Source organism: Pseudopedobacter beijingensis (genome assembly GCF_042678145.1).
Taxonomy (GTDB): Bacteria; Bacteroidota; Bacteroidia; order Sphingobacteriales; family Sphingobacteriaceae; genus Pseudopedobacter; species Pseudopedobacter beijingensis.
In genome coordinates, this window is record NZ_JBHUDG010000004.1 from 196427 (window position 1) to 220103 (window position 23677).

General features: G+C 35.6%; 18 protein-coding genes. 16 read left to right on the forward strand and 2 right to left on the reverse strand.

Annotation, left to right across the window (positions count from 1 at the left end; translation table 11 throughout):
• Positions 1-116 precede the first annotated feature (116 nt).
• Positions 117-971 (reverse strand): endonuclease/exonuclease/phosphatase family protein, encoded by an 855-nt coding sequence (locus ACFSAH_RS05810; protein ID WP_379661766.1) that lies wholly within the window; start codon positions 969-971, stop codon positions 117-119.
• 195 nt (positions 972-1166) lie between these two features.
• Here ACFSAH_RS05810 and ACFSAH_RS05815 point away from each other — a divergent pair, with 195 nt between their 5' ends.
• The 6 genes from ACFSAH_RS05815 to ACFSAH_RS05840 all read left to right on the forward strand — a co-directional run bounded on the left by ACFSAH_RS05815 (position 1167) and on the right by ACFSAH_RS05840 (position 14196).
• Entirely contained in the window at positions 1167-4361 is a 3195-nt protein-coding gene (locus tag ACFSAH_RS05815; protein WP_379661767.1) for a SusC/RagA family TonB-linked outer membrane protein, read from the forward strand.
• Positions 4362-4370: 9 nt separating this feature from the next.
• Positions 4371-5834: a RagB/SusD family nutrient uptake outer membrane protein gene (locus ACFSAH_RS05820; RefSeq protein ID WP_379661768.1), complete on the forward strand. Its 1464-nt coding sequence runs from the start codon at positions 4371-4373 to the stop codon at positions 5832-5834.
• 205 nt (positions 5835-6039) lie between these two features.
• Positions 6040-8199, forward strand: coding sequence for a glycoside hydrolase family 31 protein (locus tag ACFSAH_RS05825; protein ID WP_379661769.1), 2160 nt, complete (start codon positions 6040-6042; stop codon positions 8197-8199).
• Between the two features lie 175 nt (positions 8200-8374).
• On the forward strand, positions 8375-11290 hold the full coding sequence (locus ACFSAH_RS05830) for a glycosyl hydrolase family 28-related protein (RefSeq protein WP_379661770.1): 2916 nt from the start codon (positions 8375-8377) through the stop codon (positions 11288-11290).
• Positions 11291-11774: 484 nt separating this feature from the next.
• Positions 11775-13307, forward strand: a complete 1533-nt coding sequence (locus ACFSAH_RS05835; protein WP_379661771.1) for a DUF4955 domain-containing protein — start codon at positions 11775-11777, stop codon at positions 13305-13307.
• A gap of 319 nt (positions 13308-13626) precedes the next feature.
• On the forward strand, positions 13627-14196 hold the full coding sequence (locus tag ACFSAH_RS05840; RefSeq protein ID WP_379661772.1) for a DUF1572 family protein: 570 nt from the start codon (positions 13627-13629) through the stop codon (positions 14194-14196).
• 28 nt (positions 14197-14224) lie between these two features.
• Here the strand turns inward: ACFSAH_RS05840 and ACFSAH_RS05845 are convergent, their stop codons facing one another.
• On the reverse strand, positions 14225-15298 hold the full coding sequence (locus tag ACFSAH_RS05845; RefSeq protein ID WP_379661773.1) for an acyltransferase family protein: 1074 nt from the start codon (positions 15296-15298) through the stop codon (positions 14225-14227).
• 387 nt (positions 15299-15685) lie between these two features.
• Between ACFSAH_RS05845 and ACFSAH_RS05850 the strand changes: the two genes are divergently transcribed.
• The 10 genes from ACFSAH_RS05850 (at position 15686) to ACFSAH_RS05895 (ending at position 23461) form a co-directional block, all read left to right on the forward strand.
• Positions 15686-16639 carry a DUF542 domain-containing protein gene (locus ACFSAH_RS05850; RefSeq protein WP_379661774.1) on the forward strand — a complete coding sequence of 318 codons (954 nt, stop codon included), beginning with the start codon at positions 15686-15688 and terminating at the stop codon, positions 16637-16639.
• A gap of 23 nt (positions 16640-16662) precedes the next feature.
• Positions 16663-17490 carry a DUF2249 domain-containing protein gene (locus ACFSAH_RS05855; RefSeq protein ID WP_379661775.1) on the forward strand — a complete coding sequence of 276 codons (828 nt, stop codon included), beginning with the start codon at positions 16663-16665 and terminating at the stop codon, positions 17488-17490.
• Between the two features lie 84 nt (positions 17491-17574).
• A complete protein-coding gene (locus ACFSAH_RS05860; protein WP_379661776.1) occupies positions 17575-18843 on the forward strand; it encodes a hypothetical protein in 1269 nt (422 codons plus the stop codon).
• Entirely contained in the window at positions 18840-19166 is a 327-nt protein-coding gene (locus tag ACFSAH_RS05865) for a metal-sulfur cluster assembly factor (RefSeq protein WP_379661777.1), read from the forward strand. The genes ACFSAH_RS05860 and ACFSAH_RS05865 overlap by 4 nt, the downstream gene beginning before the upstream one ends.
• A 133-nt stretch (positions 19167-19299) precedes the next feature.
• Complete coding sequence (gene vapB, locus ACFSAH_RS05870) at positions 19300-19515, forward strand: type II toxin-antitoxin system VapB family antitoxin (protein ID WP_379661778.1); 216 nt, start codon at positions 19300-19302, stop codon at positions 19513-19515.
• Positions 19516-19902, forward strand: coding sequence for a type II toxin-antitoxin system VapC family toxin (locus ACFSAH_RS05875; protein WP_379661779.1), 387 nt, complete (start codon positions 19516-19518; stop codon positions 19900-19902).
• Between the two features lie 310 nt (positions 19903-20212).
• Positions 20213-20935 (forward strand): iron-sulfur cluster repair di-iron protein, encoded by a 723-nt coding sequence (ric, locus tag ACFSAH_RS05880; RefSeq protein WP_379661780.1) that lies wholly within the window; start codon positions 20213-20215, stop codon positions 20933-20935.
• 147 nt (positions 20936-21082) lie between these two features.
• Complete coding sequence (locus ACFSAH_RS05885; RefSeq protein ID WP_379661781.1) at positions 21083-21592, forward strand: plastocyanin/azurin family copper-binding protein; 510 nt, start codon at positions 21083-21085, stop codon at positions 21590-21592.
• Between the two features lie 61 nt (positions 21593-21653).
• Complete coding sequence (locus ACFSAH_RS05890; protein WP_379661782.1) at positions 21654-22241, forward strand: Crp/Fnr family transcriptional regulator; 588 nt, start codon at positions 21654-21656, stop codon at positions 22239-22241.
• A gap of 8 nt (positions 22242-22249) precedes the next feature.
• A complete protein-coding gene (locus tag ACFSAH_RS05895; RefSeq protein WP_379661783.1) occupies positions 22250-23461 on the forward strand; it encodes a hypothetical protein in 1212 nt (403 codons plus the stop codon).
• Positions 23462-23677: the final 216 nt, after the last annotated feature.

Sequence of the window (23677 nt, forward strand, 5' to 3'; positions counted from 1 at the left end):
CATACTCAATCTATGTTTTGTCCATAGTGAGTCCATGTTTTATATTAAAAACATGGACTCACTATGGACTGATATTGGATATATATTAGTATGATCAAGGTTCAGCTCACCAGCAGTTATTTAGAACCTAGCTCTATCACACTGATGATAGGGAAGTGGTCTGATGGATACTTTCCATGAAAGGTGTTGGATAGAATACCCCACTTTTTAACACTAATATTAGAGCTTACAAAAATATGGTCGATAATAGAGTTGCCTTTTAAGCGTCTGGCTTCACCATATTCATGAAAACTAGGGTTTTCTCCCAGTTTTATAGCAGCTTTGGTCTGAGAGTCAAATAAAACACCGGAGTTAGCTATTTCCTTATACCATTCTGTATCATATCCTCCGTTAAAGTCTCCCGTTAAAATTACAGGTAAACCTTTGCTGTTTTTCTTTATTCTATCTAAAATTAATTTGCTGCTTTCCTTTCTGGCGATGTTAGCCTGATGGTCGTAGTGCGAATTGTAAACATAGAATTTTTTCTTAGATGCTTTATCTTTTAACAATGCCCAGGAACATATTCGTCTGTATTTTTGGGCATCCCATCCGTAACTTGGTTTTTCAGGAGTTTCGGATAACCAGAACGTACCACTATCCAGCAGCTCGAATTTGTCTTTGCGGAAAAATATTGCGGATTGCTCACCTTCGTTTTTTCCGTCATCACGTCCAACACCGTATCTGGTGTAATTAGGAAGTGCTTTTTCCAGATCTATAATCTGGTTATATAAACCTTCCTGAGTCCCTAGAATATCAAATTCGTAAAACTGTATTAACGAGTTCACCATAGGAGATCGGTTGCTCCATTCGTTGCCAACATCCGTTTTGGGAATATCCAGTCTTAGGTTGAAAGAACCTACAATAAGTTGTTGTGCTTTCAAAGCATACGGGCTTATGAAAAGGAAAAGAAGTACAGTAAGTTGTTTTAGCATTGTTTTAAAATAAGTGTTTTCCAAATTTAACTAATTCATCATTAGCATTAAGTTAACTATGTTTTAAATATGCCAATATAGTTTACAATTTGGCTTATAGCTCAGATTAATTTTGTTTTTAAAACCATCATTATTGTGTTTGACCGAAGCTTAGTGCTTCTCAAGTTTAAACCACAATTATCAAACTACTAAAAAATGAGAAAAACATGGAAACCACTTTCGTTAGTTTTTAAAATCCCATTCGTTATTTTTTCAGGGATTTTAAGCGCTAATGCAAGTTCTCACATGAAACCAAAAGATATTTTGGATAATGAAACCAAAACGGCAATTACAGGACAATTTCAAGATAAGGAAGTTACTGTAAAAGGAAACGTTTTTGATGAACAGGGGCCTTTGGCCGGAGTTTTTTTAAAAGCAGAAGGAACAAGCAATACGGCTATTACGGATGTTAATGGTAACTTTTCTATTAAAGCGTTGAGTAAAGGTAGGCTTACATTGAGCTATATAGGTTACATTACGCAGACAGTTGAAATTAACAACTTATTAAACCTGAAAATACAGCTAAAAATAGAATCTAAAGCACTAAATGAAGTAGTTGTTGTAGGATATGGTACACAGAAAAAAGTGAATTTGACAGGGGCGGTTAGTGCGATTGGAGGAGATGAGTTAATTACGAGACAAGCACCAAATACAACATCTCTTTTACAAGGTAGAATGTCTGGTGTACGAATTGTTCAAAATACGGGACAACCAGGTGCCGAAAGTGCTAATATCCAAATCAGAGGGCAAGGAACATTTTCAGCAGCAGGAAATAACCCTTTAGTATTGATAGATGGGGTTGAAGGAAGCTTAAATAATGTTAATCCGAATATGATCGAAAGTATATCGGTTTTAAAGGATGCTGCTTCTGCCTCAATTTATGGTTCAAGGGCTGCGGCGGGAGTGATTCTGGTGACTACAAAAAATGGAAAGGCCGGAAAGTTGAATGTAGATTATACTTTAAATTTAAGTAGTCAAAAAGCAACTTCGATTTATGATGGGATTACCTACTCTCCTGAATATATGGAGTTGTTAAATAAAGCAATAGCTCATACAGGATTAAGTACGACGCAGGCTTATACTCAACAAGAGATTGATTTGTATAGAAACGGAGATCCTGAATTATACCCTAGTTATAATTGGATGGATGCGGTTTTTAGAACAGCGCCTATGCAACAACACTATTTGAGTGTTAATGGTGGGCAAGAAAAAACAACTTATAATTTTGGATTAGGATATCTTAATCAGGAAGGTATCTTGATTAACACTAATTATAAGAGGTACGATGCTCAATTTAATTTAAATAGTAATCTATCCAACAAAGTAACTTTTGGGACAAATATTGCGTTTTCTCAGGGAGGGAGACATGAGTCGGCATTGAACGGGAATTTTGAAGGGAACCCTACTGAAGATCAAATTTTAAGTGCTTTGGCAGCACATCCTACTTATAAACCCACTTTACCAGATGGAAGCGGGCGCTTTACCAGTAAAGCATTTTTAAAAGAAGGAGGAAATAAAAATCCTGTGGCTATTGCAGAAAATGGAGGTAGAGATTTGTTGAATTATTATGCTTTGGCATCTTCTAATTTAAAAGTAGATATACTTCCTGGTTTGACCGGAGAAGTAAGAGGGGGAGTTAAGTTTAATACAGGTCAGACGAATGTGCATGTTATTGGTGTACCTACGTATTTATACATTGCTGATGCGGTGACAAATGACTTTACACGTAATGGTCAGATAAATGGTACAGTTGGAGAGAATAATCTGACAATCAGAACAGATCGGGATATTCAATATACTTTGTTTGGAACTTTGGATTATAAAAAGGTTTTCAATGAAGTACATAACTTTAATGCTTTATTAGGAGTTAGCCAGGAAAACTATAAATACGATAGAATACAAGGTTTTAAAAGAAATGCACCTACTTCAGATATGACAGAGCTGGTTGGTTATTCCCCAATTGGTCAAGAGGTAACAGGGTATGCATGGGAATGGGCTTTACGTTCTTTATTTGGAAGGGTTAATTATAACTATAAAGAAAAATATCTTTTGGAAGCTAATTTTCGTTATGATGGATCTTCCAGATTTATAGGTTCTAATAAGTGGGGATTTTTTCCGTCAGCATCAGCCGGATGGAGAATTAATCAGGAGGAATTTCTGAAGCAAACCGAGTGGTTAAATAACCTGAAATTAAGAGCTTCGTGGGGACAACTAGGTAACCAAAATGTAAATAGAAAATTAGTTGCTGAGGATGAGCCTTATCCATATCAATCAATATTAACACCCACTACTTATTATATCGATGGTGTTCTTCAGCAAGGTCTAAGATATCCCTATATAAATAATGAAAATATAAAATGGGAGACAACAACCATAACCAATTTTGGGATAGACTTTGATATGTTCGGTTCTAAATTATTTGGAAATATAGATTGGTATACGAAAAACACTTCAGATATATTAAGGATTTTACAAGTACCATCAAATATTGGTGTAGATGGTCCTATGGTAAATGATGGGGAAATGAAAAATACAGGATTTGAATTTTTAATAGGATATCAAAATAGAGCTAATGCCTTTAAATATTCAGTGTCTACCAATTTTGAGACCTATAAAAATACTTTAGTGAAATTTGGCGCGAGAGAAACGGGAACGGGAGTTGTGAGAGAAGAAGGCTTACCCTATAATTCATACTATATGTTTGTGTTTGATGGTATTTATCAAAATGCAGCAGATATCGCTAATTCACCTAAAACGGCAAGTTGGACACCTAAACCAGGAGATATGAAATATAAAGATATCAGTGGTCCCAATGGAGTGCCTGATGGTATTATTGATGATTATGATAGAACTGTTGTTGGAGGCGCTTTCCCTAAATTTAATTATGGTTTAACATTCACTGCGGAGTACAAAAATTTTGATTTTAGTATGTTTTGGCAAGGTGTTCAGGGAAAGAAAATCTATATCAGTGAATGGGGAATTGCACCGTTCAGGCAAGGATCCGTTCCGTCTACATTTTGGAGAGGGGCCTGGGATGGAGAGGGGACATCTAATACCATTCCTCATATCTTTAATGAGAATTATACACCAAATACCCAGGTTTCAACATGGTGGTTGCAGGATGCTTCTTATTTAAGGCTAAAGAATCTGCAATTGGGATATAATTTTTCATCCGAATTGACAAGAAAAGTTGGTATTAATAGACTGAGAGTATATTTGTCGGGTGATAACTTATTAACATTTACTAAATTCTTTGATGGTATTGATCCTGAACGGGCTGCAGCAACAAGCAGAGGAGCAATTTATCCACAAGCCAAGTTGTATACATTTGGTCTGAAAGCAACTCTATAAAAAACTATTATGAAAAAGATAAATAAACTAATAACATATATATTGACTGTTGGGGTACTAAGTTCATGTTCTGACTTTTTAAAAAAGGACCCTCTGACAGTAACCAATTCCGGTAAGTTTTTTACAAATGAAGCTGAAGCAAACAGGGTTTTAATTGGTTGTTATAATGCATTAAAACAACCAATTATATCTAATGGTCCAAATCAAAGTGGGAATTTTTTGATGTGGGAAGCCCTTTCTGATAATGCCTTGAATTCTTCTAATTATGAATCTTTTGATGTAGTAATGAGAGGGGAGCACACTCCATCTACAGGAGGTATAGTTGAAAAAACATGGAATATACTTTTTAGTGGAGTTGGTGATTGTAATTACTTTTTAGCGAATTTAGATAAGGTTCCAGATTTAGCTCAAGATAAGAAAGATAAAATGAAGGCTGAAGCCTTATTTCTAAGAGCTTATTATTATAATGAATTAACTCAATTATATGGTGATTTACCGATTAGATTAACACCAGCGACATTAACAGAGGAATTGAAACAACCTCGTTCACCTAAAAGTGTAGTTGTTGATCAGATATTGAAAGATGTAGACTTTGCCATTGCCAATTTGCCAAAAACAGCATACACAAATGGCAGGCCTGTACAAGGCTCTGCAATTGTGTTGAAAACGAGAGTTTTATTAAATAATGAAAAATTTAAGACAGCAGCAGAAACAGCATGGTCTTTAATAGGAAGTCCTGCTAACCCTTTTGCTCTCCATAATAATTATGCGGGTATTTTCTTTAAAGAGCAGGATAATAATAAGGAAATAATGTTTTCCGTTCAATTTAAAGCTCCTAATGATTATCATTCTTTAGATCAGATAGTGGGGTCAAGAATGGCTGTGTTTCCTACAGTTGAGTTACTAAACGCTTATGAACCCAATGATCCTCGTAGACTGATGACAATTCTGGAACCAGGTCAGCCCTGGGCATATAATCCGGCAGGTTTTCAAAGACAGGGAAGCAAAGCAGAAAGTCCAATCCCGTTTAACGATTTAGCATTTAAGAAATGGGTTAATCTTAACGAAGCAAACGCTTCCGGCGCAACATTGAGCGATCAACACATGGTGAAAATACGTTATGCTGACCTATTATTGATGTATGCAGAGGCCATGTTTGAAGATGGACAGGGAGCTGATCCAAGAGCATTAAAAGCTTTAAATGATGTTAGAACCAGACCGGGAGTGAATATGCCAGAAAAAACAAGCTTGACCAGAGATATTATCAGGAACGAGAGAAGAGTAGAGCTAGCTTTTGAAGGACTGAGATATAATGATTTAATACGTTGGGAAACTGCGGAACAGATAATACCAACACTTATTCACAATAGTGCAAATGCAAAAAGAAAGTTTAAGTCATATTACTTTCCGGTACCTTTAAAACAAATGGATATTATGAAGGGAATTTGGGATCAAAATCCTGGATGGCAATAAATTTTTAAAGTAATTATAACAGAAAGGAGAGTTGAGGGGGATTTTAACTCTCCTTTCTGTTGTAGAGACATTGGTAAGTCAATACTACTAAGGTGTAAATAAAGTATATCGAAAAGACAAAATAGCTGAATAAATAAATAAGAAAAATCTTTTTTATTGTAGGTTGATATGTAATAGTCTTTGTATTAAGTATTTTGTAGGTCAAATGAATAAGTTTAAGAAATTATCGCAATTGTTTTGTTTACTGTTTATTGTTTTGTGTTTTGAAAGTTCGAGTGCGCAAACAGCTAACTGGACAGAAATTTATCCCGGTGTATGGAAGGCTATTGTGGGAAAGCCAGAGTCGTATGATCTGTTGAAAGCAGCGGGAGCTCAACCTAATCAAGATGCGCTTTCCAAGGCCGAAAAAGTATCTTTCCCTTTTGCAAATGGTGGAGTTAGTTTAGAAGTGAGTGGCGGAAAAACCTTTTTAAGGTTTCCTTTACAGAAAGAAGAACAGCTTTATGGTTTCGGTCTAAACTTTCAAACTGTACATCAAAGAGGGAAAATATTAGAATTGCATGTAGACCATTATGGAGGTAAGGATAACGGAAGAACACATGCGCCAACACCTTTTTATGTTTCTTCAAATGGATATGGAGTTTTTATAAACTCGGCCAGATATATTAAGGTTTGGGCGGGAACGGGAGTGAGAAAAGATAGCGAGAATTTTCCGACGCCTAAAGACAGGAATACAGATAAAACGTGGAGTTCGAGACCTTACTCTGATGCAGTAGAAATTTTGGTCCCTGCGGAAGGGGTAGAAGTGTACGTTTTTGGTGGTCCAAAACCGATAGATGCAGTGAAAAGATATAACCTTTTAAACGGTGGCGGTTATTTACCTCCGCGTTGGGGATTAGGTTTTACGCAGCGTGTGATGACACGTTATACGGATAAAGATGTAGAGAAAGAGGTTAATGATTTTAAAGAAAAGGGATATCCATTGGATTTTGTTGGCCTGGAACCAGGATGGCAGAGCAAAGCTTATCCAGGAACTTTTTCATGGGATAAAAACAGGTATCCAGATCCAACGTCTTTTGTGAAGAAAATGAAAGATCAGGGGATTCGTCTGAATTTATGGATCAATCCATATATTTCACCCGATGCGCCATTTTATAAGGAAATTAAACCATATACCGGTTCACATACAGTTTGGTTAGGTTTGGTTCCCGATTTTACGATGGCCGAAGCCAGAAAACCTTTCTTCAATCAACTATTAAAAGATCAGATAGAAAGAGGCGTTAGTGGCTATAAAATTGACGAAGTAGATGGCTATGATTATTATTTATGGCCAGATGCTGCAAAATTCCCGTCTGGTTTGAGCGCAGAGCAAATGAGGCAAACTTACGGCTTATTGGTTCAAAGATATAGTGCCGAGCTTTATAAACAACGAAATGAAAGGACTTTTGGTTTAGTAAGAGCATCTAATGGCGGAGGAACGTCGTTCCCTTATGTAATTTATAATGACTATTACAATCACCAGGATTTTATTACTGCTTTAATCAATAGTGGTTTTGCGGGTGTTTTATGGACTCCGGAAGTAAGAGCTTCAAAGAGTGGAGAAGAATGGTTAAGAAGATTCCAATCCAATGTCTTTTCTCCAATGGCAATGATTAATGCCTGGGCTAGCGGAACAAAGCCGTGGTCTTATCCGGAAGTTGAGGCAGATGTGAAAAAGTTTGCTTTGTTGAGAATGCAGATGATGCCTTATTGGTATTCAGCTTTTGCGAGGTATCATTTTGAAGGTATGCCGCCTTTTAGAGGAATGGGATTGGAAGAAGGATTTAGACAAGATGCTAAGGTAGAAAAGTTAAACAAGGTGAATTTAGAAGAGAACCCTTACGCAGAGGCAGCTTCTAAAGAGATTAAGGATCAATATATGGCGGGGGACGATCTTTTAGTGGCTCCAATGTTTGCTGGTGAAAAATCTAGAAAAGTTGTTTTGCCTAAAGGTAAATGGTATGATTTCTATACAGGAGAGTATGCTGGTGACGGAGAAGTATTAGATGTTACTCCAGGATTAGATAAAATTCCGGTTTATGTTAGAGATGGCGGAATTATACCTATGATGCCAGCCTTATTAAATTCACCAAAATCCAATCAGAAAGTAGATTTGGAAATTCGCTATTACGGAAATAAACCGGGTGAATTTAAATTATATGATGATGACGGTGAGACATTCAATTATGAGAAGGGTGATTTTACATGGAGAACGATAAAGGTAGAAAAAGATAAAAATGGTAAACTAAAAGGATCAATATCTTCTCCAGTAAAAGGTAAAGTAAATACTGTTGGAAAGGTGAGTTTTACTGCGATGACGAAATAAAAATTAAGTTTTAAAAGGGATGGGGGCTGTATCAAAAAGTACCTTGTCATCCCGATCGCAGTCGAGGGATCTCTTTCAGAAGTACTTAGGAAAGAGATTTCTTTTCGCTGTACTCATCGAAATGACAACACTTTTACTTTTGATACAGCCCTTTCTTATTAAATTAATCTGGACTATGTGTAAGTGTTTGTCGCTTTTGTTATTAATTACAATTTTTTTTATCAAATCGTTTGGACAGAATGTATTTGTAAATGGTTTTACAGAAACCATCAATCCTGCGGTAAATATCATTGGTATTTCATCAACAACTATCAAAGTATCAAATGCAGAAACATTTAGCTATAGTGTTGATACAAAAGATGGGGAAGGAAAAATCTCAACTATTCCAACAATAAAGGCATTTTTAAGTCAGGTAAAAGGAAGAGGTCTTTTTGTTTATCGAAATGGAAAAAAGCAAGAAACTTTATCTATAGTAGAAGATGGTGATGTTTTACAATTCCCGAATGGTAAAAAACTGTTAATTAAATTAGAGAAAGGAGCATTAAATGGAATCTTGTCAATAGTTAATCCACAGATTTCGCAATCAGAAAAGCAAGAAATAGTTTTAAATTTCAAAGCAGGACAGCGTAGTCCCAATGCAAGTTTTGAGCTGGTTATTCCTAAAGGAATTCAGGTTAAAGCAGAGAATATTTATGTCAATATTATTGGTAGAGGAGAAGTTCTGCTGGCAAATTTAGATAAGCAGTCTATTGGTCGTGTCGGGACAAATTATTCTTATAGTAAAGTAGGAACTTCCAAAATCGAGAAGCAAACAGACGGTTCGCAGTTAATCAAATTAAATGCTTTAGACTTAAGGCCTGATAATGGAATAGATGTACAGTTGAAACTTAAAGATGTTGTAGCTGCTAGAGCAGGAAACTATATTTTTAAATCTCGATATTTTGTAACTGAACCGGAAAAGCTTTCCAGTTCCGGAAATGGATCAGAAACTGCAACTATACAAGTTGTAAACAGAGTTGCAGATTTTAGAAAAGTAATCTCAAGTGCTCCATTTAGTCAGCAAAGCGGTAAATCGCTAGACTTCGATTGGACATCATCGCAAAAAGGGCTTCGGGTTTATCAATCATCTGATAATGGGAAAAATTGGATTGTAAGTAAAACTGCAACAGGTAATGCAAAAACTCGGGTAATAGATTTGATAGAAGGACGGCAATATCAATTTCAGTTACTCAATGCAGCGAAAAAGCCTGTTTCTAAGATCATATCGCATTTCGTTGGAAAGCAAGATGTGAAAACTTTTGGTGTAAAGGGTGATGGTATTGCAGATGATACTGATAAAATAAACGAGGCAATTGCCAAAATCAGTAATCATGGCGGTGGGATTCTGTTGTTTGATAAAGGAACTTTTTTGGTGAGAACAGTACACCTAAAAAGTAATGTTTGGTTGTATGTTGCTAAAGAAGCAACTATTAAAGCGATAAAAGGCGCAGATGCACCTGAATTAACCTGGTTTAGTGATAGAAAATATAGATCGGGCTTATCACCAACGGACAGAGGTCCTTATGAAAACCCAGAAAATTGGCTAACGAAGCAGGATGTTGGGCATACTTATTTTAAGAATGCAATGTTCTCTGCCGAAAGGGAAGATAATATTAAAATTATAGGAAATGGCCGAATTACCGGAGATGGGAATTTGGTGACCAGTGACAAGGTGATGAACAACGAACCTAATAACAGGGCAGATAAAATGTTTGCTTTAAAACTTTGTACAAACATAGAAATTGGGGGGATAGAACGTAAAGAAGACTTGTGGTATGACGAGGGTAAGGATCAACCATATTATATAAAAGCAAACGGAGCGAAAGATTTTGACGTAGAAAACATGTTGGATATTGATCGAGGCGGACATTTCGTGTTATTGGCTACCGGAACAGATCATATTTTTGTACATAATACCTATTTTGGAAAATACAATACATCTAACGTACGTGATATTTACGATTTTATGGCTTGTAATGATGTTACGGCGACCAATATTTATTGCAAAGTAAGTTCCGATGATATTGTAAAACCTGGTTCTGACTGTTCTTTAGGCTTTACCCGTCCGGCAAAGAAATTCAGGGTAAGAAACATCATTGGTGACACCAATTGTAATTTATTCCAAATCGGATCGGAAACGGCGGATGATATTATGGATGCCTGTGTGGATAATATTTTTGTACTTGGAGCGAACAAAGCTGGTTTTTCAATTTCTACCAATGACGGTGCTCATATTAAAGATATCCATTTAAATTGCGGACATACTGGGACTTTACATTCTCGTTCACAAATGAGAAGAACGACTACTCCCTTTTTTATATCTATTTCTAATAGAGCCAGAATTTTGGGAGCCAATGTGAGTAGACACAAATTTGATGAAAATGGAGTAAAGCATGATGAGCTTTTGGTGAATAATGTAGGCATCGGTAAAGTTGAAAATATCATTTTAAATGGCGTCGACATTACTGAAGTCTATGGCGGCAGTTCTTTTGGAAATGCAACGGTAAGATGGAAAGCTTATGATGGCAAACAAAGAAAAGCGACAGCCATTGTAGCAGGATATGCTTTGCCAGATAATTCTACCGTAGAGGGTGGTTTAGGTTTTAAATTGCCTAACGGCGAACATACCGGTTATATTCAGAATATTAGTTTTAATGATGTTCATATTTTGTATAAAGGGGGAAATCTCGCATCGGATAAAGAGAGAGTACCTCAAGAGTTGGGGGTGGGCCAATATAACGTCTCTAATTTAGGAGTACAACCATCTTATGGATTGTGGGCTCGTCATGCAAAAAATGTCGAAATCAAAAATAGCTCTTTCAATTTTGAGACAAATGATAATAGATATGTTTTTTATTTTGATGACGTAAAAGGGGCTAAAATAACGGACGTTGAAATGATGAAAGGAAAAGACAGTAAAGAGTTAATAGGTAAGAAAGATGCGGATAATATTAGCGTGAAAAATGCGGTGTATTATAGTGAGAGATGGAAAGGAACGCCTTATAAGTTGGATAAAGACGGAAGGCCACAGTCCGAAGTTAATGAGAGGTGAGATAATTATTTTTCATAGGGGGCGGTGAGAAAAACTTTATAGTACATGATGAAAAAAATATCCAGACAAGAGCGCATTGTCCGAACGAACAAGGATGCTTTGTCCGAGTGGACAACACACCTTTGGCTAAATTGGCCTTTTTACCTGTTTAAAGAATTTGTATATCTATCTATTATTTGATAATTGATTTTCAATTACTGACTAAGCTTTCCCCTGTGAGGGGGATGTCCAGTTTATGTTAGAAAGAAAAAATGCTGATAAAGCATAATGAATTGTAAAAATCACTAAGTGTTTTTAGCGTAAAAATCACCTCCTTGCATAAAGTAAGTAAGAGGTTTTGTTCTATGATTATATCCCATTAAAAATAGGAAAAGGAGATAAGTATGCCGAAATTAAATATAGGTATGTCAGAACTGTTTCTATATGTTGTTAATAATCAATTGAGGAGTGTGAAAAAGAGTTAAAGTAACCAGGTAATAAAAAAATGCGATTTATATCAACAATAATAATACAATTGGCTGTTGTTGGAGCTATTCAGGCACAAACCGTAGCTCCGCTTTGGTCAGATTATGTGAGGGATAAAAAAGAAGGCAAAATACCTTTTCTTCCCGACTATTCTTATGCAGGATATCATTTCTCAGAAAAGCCAATTCCGGACGTTAGCATACGCAAATATTTTAATGTAGTGGATTTTGGAGCAAAGCCTAATGATGATCTATCTGATGAGCAGGCTATACAATTAGCAATAGATGCAGCAGAAAAGCATCCGGGAGGTGCTGTGGTGTTTTTTCCTAAGGGTAAGTTCATCATCAATGGAGATACTTTAAAACGACATCAGATTAGAATAAAGAAAAGTAATATTGTTTTAAAAGGAAGTGGTGCAGGAGTTGGTGGGACGGAGATTTATCAACCTGAAATGTGGGTGAATAATCGTTCTGTTTTATTTAAAGCAGAAACCAATTCGTCTGCTAAATTAGCAACTATAGTAAAAGATGCACCAAGAGAAACTTTTGTAGTTGAAGTCGATAATGCTAGTAAACTAAAACCTGGTCAAGATGTTATTGTTCGTCATAGAAGTGAGGAATATACGCGTAAATATTTTGCTCCTCAGGATTTGAAGCCTCAATGGACAAGATTAGTCGGAGAAAAAGGAGGAATGCAAATTATCGAGATACATACCATAAAAAGTATCAATGGAAATAAAGTGACCTTTCATAATCCGTTGCATTTAGATGTTACCCTAGTAAAATCAGCTCCTTTCGAACTATATAGCTATTCGGCTTTAGAAGAATGTGGAGTAGAAGACATTCTGTTTTCTTCCAATTGGAAATCTTATCCGGAAGAGTTTGTACATCATAAAAATGCTATTCATGATAATGCTTATATAGCTGTTGGGATGGAAAATGTGAAGAACAGTTGGGTTAGAAACTGCGAGTTTAGAGATTGGAATGACTGTTTGTTTTTTAGAGCTGGTTATGCTGTTACTGTAGAGAGTGTACGATTTACAGGTAAAAAGGGACATACGTCTTTGCATGCAAGGTCTGGATATGGGGTTTTAGTGAAAAAATGCAGTTTCAATGGGGCTCAGCATCATGGTCCCGGAACAGGATATAGCGCGGCAGGAACTGTGGTTACGCAATGTCAAATGGATAAAGATCAGCATTTTGATAGCCATGGCGGACAGCCTTATGCTACTTTGCTTGATGATATTGATGGTGGAATATTTACCAATTTGGGTGGTCCGGAAGCAGGGCATCCGCATCATGGACAGTTTATGGTTTTTTGGAACTTCAAGCATAAATCATCTAAAGATTTTCATTACAATTTCTGGGATCTGCAAAGAAGAAGAAATTATACTATGGCCCATCCAATTCTGGTAGGTTTTCAGGCAGATACAAAAGTGACTTTCGAGAATGAGGGAATGAATGTTTCATTCAATAAAGCTGTAAAACCTCAGTCATTGTTTGAAGCTCAATTGGCTTTGAGGTTAACGGGAAAAGATATTGCTGCAAAATAAATGTGATAAATAATATGCTTTTTAAAGGAAAATTTTCAGGTTATTAAGAATGTCTATAGACGATTCATTAGCTGTATGTCAGAAACAGGTTATAAAAAAATAAATTAAGAATATAAAATTCCCTCTCTCAAATATCCCGCAATAAGTCAAGTACTACTCCTCTGCGGGGCAGATAATTGGTGGTATAAAAGAGCACTGCTCTTTTTCAGAGTCATCCCAAAAGATGACTCTTTTTTGGATGTATTGGTTTAAAGAAATACTTATTTTTATGGATATACCGAGTGAATAGCCTATCTGGGCTTTCCGAAAAAAAACAGCTATGAAAGAAGAATACTTAAATGGGGTGAAAAAACAATTTAGATATTATAAACTGCTTGCTGATAAAACTTTTGATCAACTGACTATAGAACAGTTGTACTGGAAGGCAGATGAGTCTGACAATAGCATTGCTAATTTAATCATGCACCTTTCAGGAAATATGCTATCCAGATGGACAGACTTCTTTCAGTCTGATGGAGAGAAAGAATGGCGTAAGAGAGATCTGGAATTTGAAGATAGAAGGCTGGATAGATCAGAGCTTTTAAATCATTGGGAAAATGGCTGGGATTGTTTTTTTAATGTGCTAGACAGTTTAAAACCCGAGGACTTGGAGCGTATTGTTTTTATAAGAAATCAAGGTCATACAGTTATAGATGCAATTAACAGGCAACTGGCGCATTATCCATATCATATTGGTCAGATTGTTTATATCGGTAAAACATTGCTTAAGCATACATGGCAAAGTTTATCTATACCTAAAGGAAACTCTCAAACATATAACGAGCACAAGTTTGAACAATCAAAACATAACGCCCATTTTACAGATGAATTTCTTTCTGATGAAAAATGAGCGTTGAGCTGTATTAAATCAAAGAATATTACTTCTGATTTCGGTTGCTAAGATATTTCCGGATAGGTTTATCATATAATACCATAATCAGGTATGCGAAAAGTATTAAGAAAATAACCCCACCAATAACCACAAAAGTAAGCGTTGTAGAATCGGGTTTATAGGTGTTTAAGTAACCAACAAAGATCCATAAAGCCCAATAATGGGTCATGTAAAGAGGATAAGATATATCTCCCAGAAATTTGCAAATAGCTTTACCTTTAGAAATTGTAGCCCCTGCTCCCAGTGATACTAAAAGTGGAAAATAAATCAAGACAATTAATAGTTCTGTTAACCAATTAAAAGAAAAGTGAGGCGCTATAAATGCACCAATTAATAAAATAGATAAACCTAAAAAGCCCAGATTGTTTTTTAAAATCCAATTGCTTCGGTAAATAAATAATCCCGCTAGAAATGAATAGGAAATACGGGCAGAGCCTTGCCAGAAATTATCGCCACTCCAGCCTCCTGCAAGGTTGCCAGAAGTATAAGCAACATAAATTAACCCAATGGCAGAAATGAGGAGCAATGCGGGAAGATATTTTCTGTTTATTTTATAAAGTACAAAAACGTATACAATATTGGCGATATATTCCCAGAAGAGCGACCATGCCGGTGCATTTAATCCAAACAGATTAAAATAACGATCTTCCATTATAGGAAGAGGAATTAAAAATAAGGTAGAAAGAAATAGCAAAGCAGTTTTGCCAATACTATAAGTTTGGTCAATAGCAGAGAAAGGATCAAACAGAAAACCTAATAATCCTAATATAGCGCCTATTATAACCAAAGGGTGCAAGCGGATTAATCTCCTCTTAAAAAATTGCCACACACCTATTTTTTCTAAACGTTGGTCGTAAGCGTAAGCTATTACAAAACCAGAGAGACAAAAGAAGAAATCGACGGCTAAAAAACCATGTCCAATAAATAGTTTGCTGTAATCAAAAATGATGCACTCGGCAAAGTGGAAGATTACGACACATATAGCTGCAAGACCTCTTAAGCCATCAAGAATTTGGAAATGCTGTCTTGTATTTAAAGCTCCTGGACTAGTACTATTCATCTTTGGTTTAGGATTAAACAGCTAATATTGGAAAAATATATGTAAAACAAGCCTAATTTGTAATATATCAAGATTATAGAATAATACATAATACTTTAAACAAGTAAGCTTTGTTATTATAATGAAGCATCTCTAAAGCATCTCTTAACGAAAGATGAACGAAGGATGGAAATACTCCAATGATTCCTCAATAAACCAGTGCTTAACTAAAGAGACTGAAGGATAGATAAATAACTATGTAAATATCGAAGGTTTAATCTCTGAAATTAATCTATTGAATAAATGATTTTAATATGATAAAACAATAAAAGACAAATTTGTCTTTTATTGTTTTTATACCTCTCTTTGTAGAGTAGTAAACTGAAATAATAATTAAAAATTAAAACGATGGTAACAGTTGAGATTCTGGATGTGACGCAAATAGAGCCAAAGCTCAAACATCCAACTATTTTTAAACACTTTGATGAGCTTGATGCGGGCGAAAGTTTCATTATAGACAATGACCATGACCCGAAACCTTTGTATTACCAGCTTTTAGGCGAACGTGGAAATATTTTTACATGGGAATACCTGTCGCAAGGGCCAGTTCGCTGGCAGGTACGGATAGCAAAGCGTACTAAAGAAGATAATGGGGAAACAATAGGCGAGATTGCGGCTAAAGATATGCGGAAAGTTGCCGTGTTTAAAGAAAAAGGTATTGATTATAGCTGCGGAGGTAATAAAACTTTGAAAGAAGTGAGTGCCGAAGTAAATATAGATGAAGAAGAATTGAAACAAGCTTTGGAAGATGCAGTGAACAGATCATTATCAGCTTCTCAGAATTTTAATGATTGGGATCTGGACTTTTTAGCGGATTATATCAGTAAAACTCATCATCGTTATGTAATGGAAAATCTGGAAATTATTGGCGGATTGGCAGAAAAAGTGGCACAACATCATGGCGAACAGCATCCTCAGCTGATTCGTTTGGAACAATCCGTTAAGCTTTTTCTGCAAAGTCTGACAGTGCATATCAGGAAAGAGGAACAGGCTATTTTTCCGATAATCAAACAATTGGTGGCTAAGGAAATCGATAAATCTGTTCATGTTACAGAACCGGCACTTCTAAAGCAATCAGCTTTATTGTTAGAGAAAGAACATTCTATTTTTGCAGAAGATCTTCAATATTTCAGAAAATTGGCTAACAATTATCAACTACCGGAAGATGCCTGTAATTCGTTCGCCTATTTATATCATAAATTACAGGAATTGGAAAATGATCTGCAACAGTATATGCATTTAGAAAACAATATTCTTTTTCCTAAAGTAGAGGCTCTGGAACAGGAAGTTTTAGCGTCTTAAAACCTGACAAAAAATAGGGTGTTATGGAAAATAAAATGAAAATAAATGATAATACCAGGATCTCCGAGATTATCAAAGCTGAAACAGCGGCAATAGATGCCATTGCAGAGGTTTCCAAGCCGCTGCAACGTCTAAAAATTCCAGTGCTCAGAAAAGTAATGGCTTCAAGGGTGAGTATTGCCGAAGCTGCAAAAATGGGAGGGACTACGGTGGCCAACATTGTGAAAGCATTGGAGCCTCTGGGGTTTGAATATGAAATACTTGATAAGAAAACAGAGCAGGCTGAAATAAAACCGCAATGGTTAACAAGTGCGAATCGGGAAGCTATTAAATGGTTTGATGTCCGTTCTATTATAGAATCAGGGACAGATCCTTTAAAAGAGATACTGGCTGCTTTTAAAGAAGTGAAACCTGGAAATATTTTATGCATTATCAATAATTTTATTCCTACGCCATTAATTCATTTGTTAAAACAGGAAAAGGCAGAAGCAAGTTTTGTTGATACCATTAATGATAATGAATATCACACTTATTTTTTGAAAAAAGCCGAATCTCAATTGGATAAGAAAAGAAGCAATGATAAGATAATTATGGATGATGCCGATTCCTTTAATCGTATTTGTCAAAGCTTTGCAAAGGAAAAAGTAAGAGAAATTGATGTTAGGGAACTGGAAATGCCTTTACCTATGCAAACTATTTTGAGTAATCTGGAAGATTTAGCTAAAGACGAAGCATTATTTGTTCATCATAAACGTGTACCTGTATATCTTTTAGAAGAACTGGCTGATAGAGATTTAAAAATCCACATCCACAATATAGAAGAAGGAAACGTAAAGATGCTTTTATTTTAAATGTCGTTATTCGTCTATCGTCTATCGTCTATCGTTTATCAAATAACGAGCATCGAAAAACGAAAACGAACAACCAGTAATTAAATGTCAGATATAGATATAGGAAAAACGGTAGATGGGAGCGTAGTGCTTCCGTTTTATGCAACGGCTTCCGTAGTTTTTTGTGTGCTTTGCCTGCTGTTATTCATTGGAGCAGATAGTCTGTCTACTCATTATTTTAATCCACATTTGTTAACCATTGTGCATACTGCTGCATTAGGTTGGGGTACCATGATTATTTTTGGTGCAGCTTATCAACTTCTGCCCGTAGTTAGCGAACGTAATTTATTCAGTCCAAAAATGGCAATTTTAAGTTGGTATATGCTGTTGTTTGGTACAGTGCTATTGGTTGCTTCTTTCTGGAATTTTAGAACCGGTTGGATGATGATTAGTGGCGGAACATTAATCTGGCTATCAGCAGCTTGTTTCCTCATAAATACATGGTTTACAGGCAAACATCAGTTACACCATTCAACCATACAACTTTTTATCCTGAGTTCTGCGCTCTGGCTGTTATTTACAGTAACCGTTGGATTATTATTGACTATTAATTTACAATATCCGTTTTTTAGCAGAAATCATCTGGAGATACTCAAATTACATGCACATGCCGGACTTGTGGGATGGTTTCTGCAATTGATAGTCGGTATAAGCAGTAAACTAGTCCCGATGTTTCTGCTTGGTAAATCAAAAAAAGAAAGCAGGCTAAAATATGCTTTTATATTACAGAATGCAGGCTTGATACTATTCCTGTGCGATGGATATTTTTTGGGTATAGCAGCAACAAGAGTAATGTTTTACATGGCGATAGTAGCAGTTGGAATTTTGTTATGGTTGTCCTATTTATATGATGCCTTTAAAAGCAGAATACGTAAAAAAATAGATATACAAATGAAGCAAAGTTTCTCCTCGTTTATATTCCTGATAATGGCAGTTTTGATGATACCTGTTATAAATTTTGTACAGGGGAATCAATGGGCAGTATTGTATGGCACTTTATTGTTTATGGGATGGATAACCGGATTAATTTTAGGGAAAACATTTAAAACTCTGCCTTTTATAGTGTGGAATGAACATTATAAAAACCTGTCAGGAAAGGTTAAAATACCTTTACCAAAAGATCTTTATAGCGAGAAACTGCTAATGTGGCAAGTCCGTTTGTTTGCTCCGGCTATGCTTTCAATAATAATAGGGGTTGCATTGGCAGACGTCTGGATTATTCGTTTTTCGGCATTTATTTGGCTGACTTTATCGGTACTATATGTTTTCAATGTAATGAAGGTATTGTTTCATAAAACACAAATCTTGTCATGATAATTTCTTTAACAGAACCATATTCAGCAGAAAAGCTGAAAGCGCAGCAAGCCTTATTCAAGGTGATAGATCCTGAACTGTTTGTTAATGTAATAGATTTAGGTTTGATATACGATTTAGTTTTTGACAAAAGCGATCTTGTTGAGGTTACTATGACGTTGTCTACACCACATTGTCCAATGGGTGAAGCCATAACCAATGGAGTACAGAATGCGTTAGAGGCTGTTTTTCCTGACAGAAAAGTAGTGATTGATTTGGTATTTGATCCGCCGTGGGGTTATGATATGCTGACACCTGAAGGTAAAGAGCAATTGGGGATATAGATGATTGAAGATATGTGATTTTGTTTTTTAAGATGAGGCTGTTCCAGGAATCCTTATGCATTGGTAATTACCAATTTATGTTGATTTTGAGTATATTTGTTTAAGGATGGCATTTTAATAAAAAGAATTTATAATGGATAGTTTATTCCTATATAAGAAATTGAGTGCATTACCTGCTGCTATGAAGCAAGAAGTTGCAGATTTTATAGAGCTTTTAGAAAGCAAAGCCAAAAAAAAGCAAAATAAAAACTTAGGACCTAAACCAAAGTTTGGAAGTGCTAAAGGTCTATTTACTATTGAAAAAGGCTTCGAAGAACCATTAGACGATTTTAAAGAGTATTATAAGTAAATGGAAGGAAACTTATTGGATACTCATACTTTTTTGTGGTATATGTTTGGTGATGCATCTATTTCAAAGACAGCGAGACAGATTATCGAAGGCTCTCCAGCCTCCAATTTTATCAGTGTAGCTTCTCTATGGGAAGTAGCAATTAAAATCAGTTTAGGGAAGCTTATACTACACGGTAGTTTTAACAATTTTAAAGAGCTTATTGATGATAATGGTTTTCAGATTCTCCCTATTGGGTTTGAGGATGTCTTATTGATAACTGAGTTACCTTTTTATCATAGAGATCCTTTTGATAGAATAATTATAGCACAAGCTATTAATAATAAACTGATGTTGATAAGTAAGGATAGCCATTTTGCTCATTATGAAATTAACACTAGTTGGTAGGATTCTTTTGAGAACCAAAACTTATTTTTCCTCACTATTCACCGTGACAGAAGTCATTTTTGTAAACAGAATATCATAATATCTTTATCACATCGTAGAATAGGAGAGTAACGATAAAATAAAAGATATTTTTATCTTTTATTAAAAATGCTTTACTAACTTTATACTTCGGAAAGAGAAGTAAAAGGTTATTTATTTAAATAAAAAAGGTTTATTAACCATAGAGAACGCAGATTACTCAAAGAATTAAATATGGATTTTAACATTTGAGAACTTCGTGTCCTTTGCGGTTTTACAAAATAAAAATTGAATGATGACACTTTCTAAAGAACAAACCATTGGCGAGGTGGTTGCACAAGATTTTCGCACAGCCCCGGTATTTGAAAAATATGGCCTCGATTTCTGTTGCGGAGGTAATCAATCTATAGAGTCGGCTTGTGATGCATCTGGTGTAGATGTAGAATCTTTACTAACAGCTTTGAAACAAATAGAAGGAGAAAATAAATCCAATATTGATTATAACGCATGGCCCATAGATCTTTTGGCTGATTATATAGAGAAAACTCATCACCGTTATGTCTCACAACAAATCCCTTTATTAAAAGCTTATCTTGAAAAAATAAGCAACGTACATGGTGACAGGCATCCCGAACTTTTAGAAATCAAGATGCTATTTGATGAGTGTGCTATAGAGCTCACTTCACACATGCAAAAGGAAGAAAAGGTATTGTTCCCTTTTGTGCGCAATATGGTTTCCGTTAAACAATCTGCTGATGCTAATTTGACAGTACCCTTTGGAACAGTACAAAATCCTATAGGTATGATGATGCATGAACATGATGCAGAGGGAGAGCGTTTCCGGAAAATAGCTCAACTTTCCAATCAATACGCACTTCCGGCAGATGGATGTAGTACTTATAAAGTAGCTATGGATGCTTTAAAGGCTTTTGAAAACGATTTGCATCTACATATTCATTTAGAAAATAATATACTTTTTCCAAAGGCAGTAGCTTTAGAAGAAGAACTGGTTTGATTGGTACATGGTCAATAGTCCATTGACCATAGTTTATGGCTTATAGTGAAACTTAAGATACCTATGATTAAAGCGAGAACAGGACTCATGAACCAGCTACTAATTCAACTAATAAACTAAAAGGAAAACAACTAAATAAATAATATAATGAAAAAAACAACAATTTTTTTGAGTGCCATCATGATGATTATGGCTGCATGTAGTAGTAATTCGAATAAACAACAAGAGGGTACAACAGAAAGCACTACCGCTACTACTCAGGAAACAGTTGAGCCATCATCTAAAGAAGCAGTAATTACCTTAAACGCAGGTGATGACATGAAATTTGATCAGACTTTGCTTACCGTAAAAGAAGGTCAGACCGTAAAATTGACATTACACCATACTGGTGAAATGGCGAAAGATGTGATGGGACATAATTTTGTACTGTTGGCAGTTGGTGTTTCAGCAACAGATTTTGCTATGAAAGTTATTGGCGATAAAGCTACCGATTATATACCGGCAGATACAAAAGATATTATCGCACATACCAAATTATTAGGGGGAGGCGAGTCTGATACTATTGAATTTCCTGCGCCTGCTAAAGGTACTTATGAGTTCTTATGTTCTTTTCCCGGACATGTGGGACTTATGAAAGGAACTTTAATTGTAGAATAATTTAATAGTATGTTATTGAATTCCGCTAGATTGTATTTTGAATTTAAGCTTTTTATGGTAAATGCAAATAGATCATAACATACTAATAGCTTACGGAGGTGTATCAAAGAGGGTTTCTAAAGGTTCTTTCATTTTTATGGAAGGCGACACTCCCCGCTTTTTCTTTCAACTGGTTGAAGGTGAGGTGAAGATGTTTTCAACCAATATAGAAGGGAAAGAATTTATTCAGGGTGTTTTTACCGGAGGAAACAGCTTTGGTGAACCTCCGTTATTGGCATCAAAATGTTATCCCAGTACTGCACAAGCAAGTGCAGACAGCGTAATCGTTAAAATATCAAAAGATAAGTTTATAAACATATTGCAGGATTACCCTAGTACAGCTTTAAGTTTATTGCAAACTTTTGCCAGAAGGCTTTATAATAAAGCAACATCCACAAAAATATTGATTGGCAGAACCCCTGAGGAGAAAATATTGGGCTTTTTCAATAAAGTCAGATCTGCAGATTGTAATGAAAAAATACTGATGCCTTATACACGTCAGGAAATAGCCGATTATACCAATTTACGTGTAGAGACGGTTATAAGAGCCCTTTTAAAAATGCATGAAGAAGGAAAAGTGTTCATTAAAGATCACAAGGTTTATTGTTAGCTGGTAAAATGAGAGATAATACTATAGGCAACTGGTGTAAAATTGCATTGTTCAATTTAACACTTGTGGCATTATACGGCGTATTAATGCGTTACAAAATTGCCTTTGATTTTCCTTTTTTTGAACAAAAGAACCTGTTACATGCACATTCTCACTTTGCGTTTAGTGGTTGGATAAATCATTTACTATATATTGGACTTTTCCTGATTATTAAAAATAAGCTGAGCGCAGCCGGGCATAAAAAATACAAATTACTTATAGGGGCTAATTTAATTGCGGCTTTTGGGATGTTGATTTTTTTTACCAGGCAAGGGTATGGAAATATCTCTATTATTTTTTCAACATTTTCGATCATCATCGCAGTAGTATATGCCTGGTTGTTTATCAGAGATACCCGAGCATTGTCTGCTGTATTACCAGCGCGGGCATGGGCAGTAGCCGGATTACTGCTTAATATAGTTTCTGCTGCGGGGCCACTTTCACTTGGATACATGATGGCTACAAAGCATATCCAACAAGATATTTACCTGGCTTCCGTATATTACTACCTCCATTTTCAGTATAACGGATGGTTTTTCTTTGGTGCAATGGCTTTAGTTATTCATAGTCTGCCAAAAATTGATACAGCTTTCCAACGATATTTTCGTTGGTTTTTAATGACCATTATCCCCACATTTCAACTTTCTATACTTTGGGTAAAATTGCCGGTATGGCTTTACTCAATAGCTGTTTTTGCGGCACTGATGCAATTGATTGCCTGGCTGGCTATGCTGACTAAAATTAAAAGCAGTTTTTGGGAAAAGCGTACTAATGCTCCCAAATCCATAGTATTATTGTTTTATATTTCGGCAATAGCTATTACTATTAAATTTGTGCTTCAGGCAATATCCGTTATTCCCCAATTAAGCCATTTTGTTTTTGGAATGCGGTCTATAGTCATTGCATATCTGCATTTGGTATTATTAGGTGGCTTTTCCTTATTCTTTATGGGCTATATGCTTGCAAATAAATGGGTGTATTTGAATAAATTGGCTATAGTTACCATTTGTTTATTTGTGATAGGGGTTATTGTCAATGAAATTCTGTTAGGTATACAAGGTTTTGCATCTTTTTTTCTGATGCTGGTTCCTTATGTTAATGAATTACTCTTTATTGCTGCTATAATGTTGTTTGGTGGGGCTTTAGGAATGTTTCTTTCGCAGATAAGAGAAAAGTTTTAGACCTGGTTAGGTGTAAGCATAAATAATAAATTCGCTTTTTACGGTGTTTTTCTGAATTACGGTTACTTTAAATTATTTGTTTTTTAATTTTAAGCTTATATTGCATGCTGGTTATGCATGTTTTTAGCTTTTTATTGAGTGCGGTAGCATTTTTGCTATTAACGTTTTCCCTGCACCTTTTATTTACCCGTCAAGGTGTTCCTATACTCAACAGAT

Coding starts and splice junctions, on each gene's coding strand:
- ACFSAH_RS05810 (WP_379661766.1), bottom strand. CDS start 971: ATGCTAAAACAACTTACTGTACTTCTTTTCCTTTTCATAAGCCCGTAT.
- ACFSAH_RS05815 (WP_379661767.1), top strand. CDS start 1,167: ATGAGAAAAACATGGAAACCACTTTCGTTAGTTTTTAAAATCCCATTC.
- ACFSAH_RS05820 (WP_379661768.1), top strand. CDS start 4,371: ATGAAAAAGATAAATAAACTAATAACATATATATTGACTGTTGGGGTA.
- ACFSAH_RS05825 (WP_379661769.1), top strand. CDS start 6,040: ATGAATAAGTTTAAGAAATTATCGCAATTGTTTTGTTTACTGTTTATT.
- ACFSAH_RS05830 (WP_379661770.1), top strand. CDS start 8,375: ATGTGTAAGTGTTTGTCGCTTTTGTTATTAATTACAATTTTTTTTATC.
- ACFSAH_RS05835 (WP_379661771.1), top strand. CDS start 11,775: ATGCGATTTATATCAACAATAATAATACAATTGGCTGTTGTTGGAGCT.
- ACFSAH_RS05840 (WP_379661772.1), top strand. CDS start 13,627: ATGAAAGAAGAATACTTAAATGGGGTGAAAAAACAATTTAGATATTAT.
- ACFSAH_RS05845 (WP_379661773.1), bottom strand. CDS start 15,298: ATGAATAGTACTAGTCCAGGAGCTTTAAATACAAGACAGCATTTCCAA.
- ACFSAH_RS05850 (WP_379661774.1), top strand. CDS start 15,686: ATGGTAACAGTTGAGATTCTGGATGTGACGCAAATAGAGCCAAAGCTC.
- ACFSAH_RS05855 (WP_379661775.1), top strand. CDS start 16,663: ATGGAAAATAAAATGAAAATAAATGATAATACCAGGATCTCCGAGATT.
- ACFSAH_RS05860 (WP_379661776.1), top strand. CDS start 17,575: ATGTCAGATATAGATATAGGAAAAACGGTAGATGGGAGCGTAGTGCTT.
- ACFSAH_RS05865 (WP_379661777.1), top strand. CDS start 18,840: ATGATAATTTCTTTAACAGAACCATATTCAGCAGAAAAGCTGAAAGCG.
- vapB (WP_379661778.1), top strand. CDS start 19,300: ATGGATAGTTTATTCCTATATAAGAAATTGAGTGCATTACCTGCTGCT.
- ACFSAH_RS05875 (WP_379661779.1), top strand. CDS start 19,516: ATGGAAGGAAACTTATTGGATACTCATACTTTTTTGTGGTATATGTTT.
- ric (WP_379661780.1), top strand. CDS start 20,213: ATGATGACACTTTCTAAAGAACAAACCATTGGCGAGGTGGTTGCACAA.
- ACFSAH_RS05885 (WP_379661781.1), top strand. CDS start 21,083: ATGAAAAAAACAACAATTTTTTTGAGTGCCATCATGATGATTATGGCT.
- ACFSAH_RS05890 (WP_379661782.1), top strand. CDS start 21,654: ATGCAAATAGATCATAACATACTAATAGCTTACGGAGGTGTATCAAAG.
- ACFSAH_RS05895 (WP_379661783.1), top strand. CDS start 22,250: ATGAGAGATAATACTATAGGCAACTGGTGTAAAATTGCATTGTTCAAT.